This is a genomic window from Gammaproteobacteria bacterium (genome assembly GCA_003696665.1).
Lineage (GTDB): Bacteria > Pseudomonadota > Gammaproteobacteria > Enterobacterales.
The window spans coordinates 1-5,702 of sequence record RFGJ01000489.1; the positions used below are offsets into that span (position 1 = coordinate 1).

At 48.9% G+C, this 5,702-nt stretch carries 5 protein-coding genes and 1 pseudogene; 3 read left to right on the top strand and 3 right to left on the bottom strand.

What is annotated here, in order from left to right; genetic code table 11:
• Window positions 1-704: porin family protein (locus tag D6694_11865; protein RMH38753.1), on the bottom strand; the 704-nt coding region annotated here is incomplete at its 3' end.
• Window positions 705-879: 175 nt separating this feature from the next.
• On the opposite strand from D6694_11865, the gene D6694_11870 reads away from it, so the two are divergent.
• Window positions 880-1,380, top strand: coding sequence for a hypothetical protein (locus D6694_11870; protein RMH38749.1), 501 nt, complete (start codon window positions 880-882; stop codon window positions 1,378-1,380).
• A 52-nt stretch (window positions 1,381-1,432) separates the two neighbouring features.
• On the opposite strand, the gene D6694_11875 is transcribed toward D6694_11870, so the two are convergent.
• Both D6694_11875 and D6694_11880 read right to left on the bottom strand, forming a co-directional pair.
• Entirely contained in the window at window positions 1,433-3,523 is a 2,091-nt protein-coding gene (locus D6694_11875) for a S9 family peptidase (protein ID RMH38750.1), read from the bottom strand.
• On the bottom strand, window positions 3,520-4,083 hold the full coding sequence (locus tag D6694_11880) for a hypothetical protein (GenBank protein RMH38751.1): 564 nt from the start codon (window positions 4,081-4,083) through the stop codon (window positions 3,520-3,522). Before D6694_11880 ends, D6694_11875 begins: the two co-directional genes overlap by 4 nt.
• A 323-nt stretch (window positions 4,084-4,406) precedes the next feature.
• Between D6694_11880 and D6694_11885 the strand changes: the two genes are divergently transcribed.
• Both D6694_11885 and D6694_11890 read left to right on the top strand, forming a co-directional pair.
• Window positions 4,407-4,991 carry a hypothetical protein gene (locus tag D6694_11885; GenBank protein ID RMH38752.1) on the top strand — a complete coding sequence of 195 codons (585 nt, stop codon included), beginning with the start codon at window positions 4,407-4,409 and terminating at the stop codon, window positions 4,989-4,991.
• A gap of 81 nt (window positions 4,992-5,072) precedes the next feature.
• A pseudogene (locus D6694_11890) lies at window positions 5,073-5,702 on the top strand (glycerophosphodiester phosphodiesterase).

A 5,702-nucleotide genomic window follows, 5' to 3' on the forward strand; every position in this document is an offset into this window, starting at 1 on the left:
GGGCACTGGTCAGCGTGGTCAACCACGCCATCGCCATCGGAGTCCACAGGCATTGACTTAGCAGCGCGGGGTGACCACACAAAGCCAATGGTCCCCATGGTGTCGGTGGCATCATGGTCATAAAGGTACATGCCTCGCACATCCAAGCGCATTGACCAGTTGTCAGTTAATCCAATGTCCAAACCAAAACCCAAGTTAGCTGATGTTGCGGCGGCTTGGTAGGGGGTTGGAAATTCAAACTTATTGTCGGTGTCGCCAACACCAAGCAGCATAAATGGCTTGACGCGGCCATCAGTGACGAAATTGTATTTCGCGTTGTAATGCCAGACTGTGGTATCGACATGGTAAATGCCAGCCATGGTTTCAATGCGGTTGAACTCGACTTCAAAAGACCAGCGGTCATTGAATCGGTAGCCGATACCAAGGCCATATCCATTATCATCATCCACCGAAATGCCGACCACATCATCATATTGGTAGGCACTCCAGTGTGGATAGAAATACAGATGACCGTCTTGGGAATTTTCAGCCCAGACGGCTGATGTTGCCATCAGCAATGCGATTAACGAAATTTTTGTAGATTTCATAAAACCTCCCCAGAAACGCGTAGTGAATGATGCGATCGCTGTATGATAACCGTTCTTTGCGACAAGGGAAATCAGAAAACAATCCCACGAATTTGTGATCGAATGCACATTTGTCATTCGACCTCATTCAAAGTCAACCAAACCGTAGTGTGGTACGTTGTAACCTCTACCGCAGTGTAATAATGGTGAGTTCGCTATGAGCCTGAACCCGACATTGAATAACCCATCCATCGCTCGCGATCTTTTTTGGTCGTTGCGTCGGCATAAAGCACCGGAGAGAGCGTGTCGGCTAATGACTCGGGTTCGTCACGGGCTGGCTGTGTATTCGAGAACTGTCGAAAAAATCTACACCAAGTATTCGGTCTACCAAACCAATGCGCAGCAAAGCATCGTCATTTTGCCTGATTTTAATGCTTACCATGACATGATTCATCATATCAGTCATGAGGCCATTGAGCCGACAGGCATACGTATCATACTAGGAGAGGCGATTGGCAAGCCAGGCCTCTGGGTGATGGGCAAGCTGCAGGGCCGTAAGTCGGCAAGTGCCTTACCTTTGCCGCTGGCGGTCAAAGCCATGCGTATGGGGGCCTATAGCGAAGGTCGGCTTTTGCCGATTTTGCAATATGGCGACTTGCGGGAGATGACGAGGATGCAGTTGCCTTATCTGCATTTACATCGTGTTCGACTAGAACGGCTATCACGCTTGTCACAATTTGACCGTGACATGGTGGCCAAAGCAATTGAGCGACGGCTTGATAAACTGGCGCAAGTAAATCAGGACAACCTCTGAATGATGGGTAAAGACAGCGCATTCGGAGCGCTGTCTTTCCAATATCATGCAATCACAGATTGATCACGCTGACATCAGACTGTTGGTCGCTGGACGTGACGCGCAGCGGAATGTCCAGATACGCCTTGGCCGGGATGCCGAGCAAAAACCCGTCCTTCCATTTTTTCAGGCGTTCGCCGGCTTTGACAAACTCAGCTGACTGAATCTTGAAGTCTTCCGTATTGTTGGCGCGAAGTTTTAGGTGTTTGGCCAAGAATCCGAAAATGACCACCACTTCGAGATGGTCATCCCGCCAGAATTTATGGCCATGTTTTGATTCAGGAAACATGATTGCCGTAAAGGGTTTTTTGTGTTTCTCGAGGGCATAAGCCATACGGCGCAGATGCTCAATGGTGGTCGTGGTGTCCAGATAACCGCCGGTCAACAGGACTGGCACGTGAATGCGTTCGGGGTGGTAGTCGGGCGAGAGTTCTAGCCACTTGTCCTTGAGCGACTCTTTTTCTCCAAGTACGGCTTCGATCGCTTTTTGGCGCTTTTTCCGTGACCCAATCGTGGTGTCGTTAAATAGTAGTGGCAAATCCGTTACTGGGAAACGAGCAATGGCACAACGATATGTTTTGGGGTGAAGCATCACCGAGCGCAAAGCAGAATAGCCACCATAACTGGCACCCATGATGCATTGTCGATTTTTATCTATGGGGAAATGTCGAACCGCGTAACGACGCGCCAGTTCAATGTCATTTTCTATGGCTTGTCCAAATTGTCCGCGGCCAGCAAGCAGAAAGCTTCGTCCGAAGCCGCCAGATCCACGGAAGTTGACGCGCAATACGGCAATGCCTCGGCTGGCGAGGTATTCGACCATGGGATCAAAGACGTTGAGGTCGCGCACCCACATCGGCCCACCGTGCGGCATGACCACCAACGGATATTTTTTATTGTCCGTAGTTTTACCCGGCAGGCTCAAATAGGCTTCGATGAGCATGCCGTCACTCGCTTTGACCTTAAATGTTTTGGCGATGGACAATGAATAGGGTTTGAGATCTTCATTGACTGGATGAATGTAGTGCAATGCCTTCGTTTGATCGTCGTAGTAAAAGTATTTGAGACGGTCTTTACCATTAAGGCCAATCAGAATGTAGCGCCGACCAAGGTGGTTGACCACAAGGTAGTTGCTTAATAATTTTTGGACATCCTCTGAATATGATGTGTCGGACAATGGTCGTTCAGTTGGAAGTCCGTTTTCAATGGTGACCACGGAAATGGGGGTTTGCGTTTTGGGATCGACCTCAACGTCTACGATATCTCGTCCAGGTGATTGGTACACCACTTCGGGCGTGTCCATGCCATAGCGGATCCGTTTGAGTGTCTTATGCTCTTCGCCGTAATTGCTGAGAAAATAGATGTACCCATCGTTACTGAGCGAAACCACTTTGAATTGGTCAGCGAGCTTGGCCGGTGTGATGTTCTCATCTTTGTCGATGGGTAGCGAAAAGGTCTGTTGCCATGTGGTTCGGCCAACGTCCCGGGTGAAAAAGATGAGCGAAGATTCGTCTTTTGAAAGCTTTGCTGCGATTCTAATGCGGCCATCGGCATCACTGCCGAGCAAGACGGCATCAGAAATGCCGCCGTCCAGGCGCTCGATGCGTTTGAAAAATCCTCCTTTGAAATCAATTCTCATCCGGTAGGCTTCAAGCATCCCATCGTCGCGATGATAGACTGCGATAAATTCTTCCGGGGAATCTGGTAAGGCATGTATGAGAGAGTAGGCTTTCGCGTTGCGGCCGGTAAAATAGTACACCGATGGTGTTTGGGCTGAGCGACGCGCGTCGACAAGATATTTGTTGCCTGAGAATGTGGTCGCCATGACAATATCGTCGCTCAGCCAGTCGAGTTTGGTTAATACGATATCGGTGAACTCGGCTTCCTTATTGAATATCGCAAGCTTTTTCTTTGCACTAGGCGCGTCCCAGAAGGCTATCCGAAAATTTTCATCGCGGTGGTAGATGAATGCCACATGTTGTCCATCTGGAGAAAGTGTCAGGTTCCGGTAGTGAGCATCTTGGAAAATTGTGGTGGCCGGGATATAGCTGGCATGGGCATAGACCGACAATACGGCCATCAGCAGCCATTTACACACCTTCATTGTGCTGCCTCCTTGAGCGCTTTGGTGACGATATTCAGAAAAGGATCTTCAAATTGGTTGGCAAATTGGATCTCGTATTTGGTGGCGATTTCCGGGTATTGTTTGTGAAGTTGACGAATGGCCAAAGATAAGTCATTGCGAAAATAGGCTGAATTGAGCAGAAAAAAATAAGGACTGCCGACGCCTTGAATGACTAATGTCCCAACATAATTAATTTTTCCGGGGGCAACGGTAAAGTGCCAGCGCGGCACATCATCTATATCGAGTGCCGTGAAACGAGCGTTCGGTAGGAGCCCGGAGATTTGGTAGTTGCCCGCCGGAAGTTTAAAGAGTTTGATTTGATCGCGTTGCCACTTAAACGCATTCTCAAAAGAAAAGCTCTTGGGGCCGCGTACTTGAACTTGATAAAGATTTCGATAACCAAGAAAGCCAATGGCTAAATACCCTTCGTTCGGCGCAAGTTCTGGATTGCTTCTGGGGGGCACTGGGTTGTGCGCGGGATACATTGCACAAGCGTAGAGCACCAGGCTAACCGTCAGAACAAACAGAAGGCGCAGCATTCTGGACATGTTTAACTTCCCTATAACTCGTAATGATAAGCACACCGTGCATCCTGTACGGCTTGAAGCAGGATACCGAAAGTCGGTGATTATATGACCGAATATGATAAAGCTCAATCATGTGGACGGCATCGAGTGGCAGTGAGTTTTGCAAATAGGTTTTAGGTTTTTTAGAATGCGCGGCGACCTTTTTGGCGAGTTATGGTTTGGTCGCTAAGTCTTTAATACAGACTTCTCGTGGGTACGGGTTGGCAGTTTGTCTGGGGCACCCGAGCCGTATGGGTCGCAGCACGGAACGTGTTTGATGATATATGGGACAGCAGATGGAGATTGTGCAGAAGCAAGGTGCGGAGCAGCAACAGTTTACTTTTTACGAGACATATTTGAATTTCGCCTATTCATTTCGAGATGGCTCAGGCGACTTTGATGTAGCGTATGGCGACCTTCCGTTCAAGACCGCCTTGGTGATTAAGCAAAATTACTGGCTTAAACATATCGGCTGGTTATGGATAGTGTTAGGGGCTGCTCAAGCAGTGATTAGTCTTATGTCATCACAAATTTCCATGCGCGATGTGCTCTGGATTGTTGCCGGTCGCGTCTGCTTGGAATGGTTCCAGATGACACGAGCCACCTATACGACTTTTGACACGGAACAGGGCACTGTTTATGTGCTTCACGACAAACAGCATGATGCGATTGTCGATGAACTGACTGCGCGCCGGAATCAACAGCTTCGGCAGTGGTATGGTGAAATCAATCCGGATAATGATCTAGAAACTGAAATTAGGAAATTTAAGTGGTTGGCGGAAAGAAAAGTGATCTCCCGAGAAGAAGCTGAAAGAAAAATTTCGCAAGCTCGACAACTGCACATCCATGCGCAGCAACCGGATGGTCATTCTATCAATTAAAGCGCTGCATTCGGCCGAACAAGACAGCGGAATTGATTAGGCTTGCGCCAAGCTGAAATTTTTTACACGATAGGGCGTTTTATGTATCGAACACTTACATTATTCATCATTTTGCTCGGCTTGAGTGCATGCCAGAGCGAATCAGTTGTCAAGAACACCCCACCAAGAAAAACATCAAGGTCAAACGCCTTGCAACCAGCACTGGCCGCGCGGTTTTTATCTCACACCACGTGGAAATCTACGCTATCGTGAATCGCGGCAGTGTGGCGGTTATGAGTTACAAAGCCATCGCGGCGCTGAGCGCTACCCGGAAAACTCCATTGAAGCCGTTGTGGACGCACTGGACAATGGATTTGATGTTGTGGAGGTGGATGTCCGTGTCACTTCGGATGATGTTTGGGTGGTTCATCATGACGCGTATACGGGGCGTGCCACCGGCACAGTTGATAATCGACGGCGTCGAATTGAGTACCTCCACTATGCACGTGAATGGGGGTATCTGCGCGAGCGAGAGATGGCCACTGGGGAATTATCGGATGTTGTCCCGCCGAGTTTCAGGCAATTGGCCCAGGTGTTTGCACACTCTGCTCGATCCGGTCAAAGGTTGAATATCGAGATTAAAAGTAAGGCGACCCGTGCCGAGCTGGAGCTGTTGGATTATTTGGCGTATCAGATCATCGGAGAGGGACGTTATTTCTATTCGAGCCTCGA